The following is a 2177-nucleotide window of genomic DNA, read 5'->3' as shown; positions in this document are numbered from 1 at the left end:
GGTGATGGGGATGCGGCCGAAACGCAGTCCTTCGGGGTACGGGGCATTTCGATTCTGCTCGGTAGGAGTCGTCACCCGTACGACGTTAGCGAGTAATGGGCCGAAATGCTAAGGGAGCTTTGCGTAACATCGGGGCGTACTTCGGAGAACGCAAGCGTTTGCGCGGGAAGCCCTCCCCAGCGCTGGGCAAGTGCGCTAGCGTAACCGGGGTGAAGGCAATCCGCAGATTTACCGTCCGAACCGTCCTCCCCGAGAGCATCGCGCCGCTCGGCAAACTCGCGGGTAATCTGCGGTGGTCGTGGCACCTGCCGACCTCGCGTCTGTTCGAGGAGATCGACCCGGTGGCGTGGGAGGAGAGCGGCCACGATCCGGTGTCCTTCCTCGGGTCGGTCACGCGCGAGCAGCTCCAGCAGCTCGCAGGCGACGAGAAGCTGGTGCGGCGTATCCAGGAGCTCGGCGCCGACCTCGAGAGCTACCTCACGGAACCGCGCTGGTACCAGGGCCTCGGTGACGACGCGCCCCGCAGCATCGCCTACTTCTCCCCCGAGTACGGCATCAGCGCCGTCCTCCCCCAGTACTCCGGCGGCCTCGGCATCCTGGCCGGCGACCACCTCAAGTCCGCGTCGGACCTCGGTGTGCCCCTGGTGGGCGTCGGCCTGCTTTACCAGGCCGGCTACTTCAAGCAGTCGCTCTCCCGGGACGCCTGGCAGCAGGAGACCTATCCCGTCCTCGACCCCGACGGCCTCCCTCTCACCCTGCTCCGTGAGGAGGACGGCTCGGCCGCGAAGGTCGTGCTCCCCCTGCCCAACGGCCGGCAGCTGTCCGCGCACATCTGGCGTGCCGACGTCGGACGCGTCCCCCTCCTGCTGCTCGACTCCAACGTCTCGGAGAACGACGACGCAGCGCGCAACGTCACCGACCGCCTCTACGGCGGCGGCGGGGACCAGCGCCTGCAGCAGGAACTGCTCCTCGGGATGGGCGGCGTCAAGGCGCTGCGCATCTTCCAGCGGCTGACCGGGATCCCGGCGCCCGAGGTGTTCCACACGAATGAGGGCCACGCGGGCTTCCTCGGCATCGAACGCATCCGTGAGCTGATGGACCCGTCCAACGAGTCCCCGATGAGCTGGGAGGAAGCCCTGACGGCCGGCCGCGCGTCGACCGTGTTCACCACCCACACCCCGGTTCCTGCGGGCATCGACCGCTTCGACCGCGCCCAGATCGAGCACTTCTTCCACGCGGGCCTCGCGCCGGCCGTCCCGACGGACCGCGTCCTGGCCCTCGGCGCCGAGAACTACGCGGACGGCGATCCGACGAAGTTCAACATGGCGGTCATGGGCCTGCGCCTGGCGCAGCGGGCCAACGGTGTCGCGAAGCTGCACGGCGAGGTCTCGCGGGGCATGTTCTCGGGTCTCTGGCCGGGATTCGACGCACGCGAGGTGCCCATCACCTCCGTCACCAACGGTGTCCACGTCCCGAGCTGGGTCGACCCGCAGATCGCGGACTTCGCGCTGTCCCACTTCGGCGCCGAGTCGGTGCTCGACGCGCAGTGGAGCAAGGTCTACGACGTGCCCGACACGGACATCTGGGCCCTGCGCCGAAGCCTCCGCTCCAATCTCGTGGACGATGTCCGCCGCCGGCTCCGTGCCTCCTGGAAGAAGCGCGGCGCCGCGGATGCCGAGCTGACCTGGACGGACTCGGTGCTGGACCCGGACGTCCTCACCATCGGCTTCGCCCGCCGCGTGCCGACCTACAAGCGGCTCACGCTCATGCTGCGCGACCCCGCCCGCCTGAAGGCGCTGCTCCTGCATCCGAAGCACCCGATCCAGCTGGTGATCGCCGGCAAGTCGCACCCCGCCGACGAGCAGGGCAAGCGCATGATCCAGGACCTCGTCCGCTTCACGGACGATCCCGAGGTACGCCACCGCATCGTCTTCCTGCCCAACTACGACATCGCGATGGCGCTCACGCTCTTCCCGGGCTGCGACGTCTGGCTGAACAACCCGCTGCGCCCGCTCGAGGCCTGTGGCACCTCCGGCATGAAGGCGGCCATCAACGGCGGGCTCAACCTGTCCGTCCTGGACGGCTGGTGGGACGAGATGTACGACGGCGACAACGGCTGGGCGATCCCGACCGCCAACAACGGTGCCTCCGCGGACGAGCGCGACGACATCGAGGCG

General features: G+C 68.7%; 1 protein-coding gene. It reads left to right on the top strand.

What is annotated here, in order from left to right; genetic code table 11:
- Positions 1 to 209: 209 nt before the first annotated feature.
- Positions 210 to 2177 (top strand): alpha-glucan family phosphorylase (gene glgP / locus CVO76_RS02350; RefSeq protein WP_208740541.1); only part of this gene is annotated, 1968 nt, incomplete at its 3' end.

This window comes from Arthrobacter agilis, assembly GCF_002953615.1.
Taxonomy (GTDB): Bacteria; Actinomycetota; Actinomycetes; order Actinomycetales; family Micrococcaceae; genus Arthrobacter_D; species Arthrobacter_D agilis_B.
The sequence above is the reverse complement of the archived record's forward strand: the minus strand, read 5'-3'. Positions and strand labels throughout refer to the sequence as shown.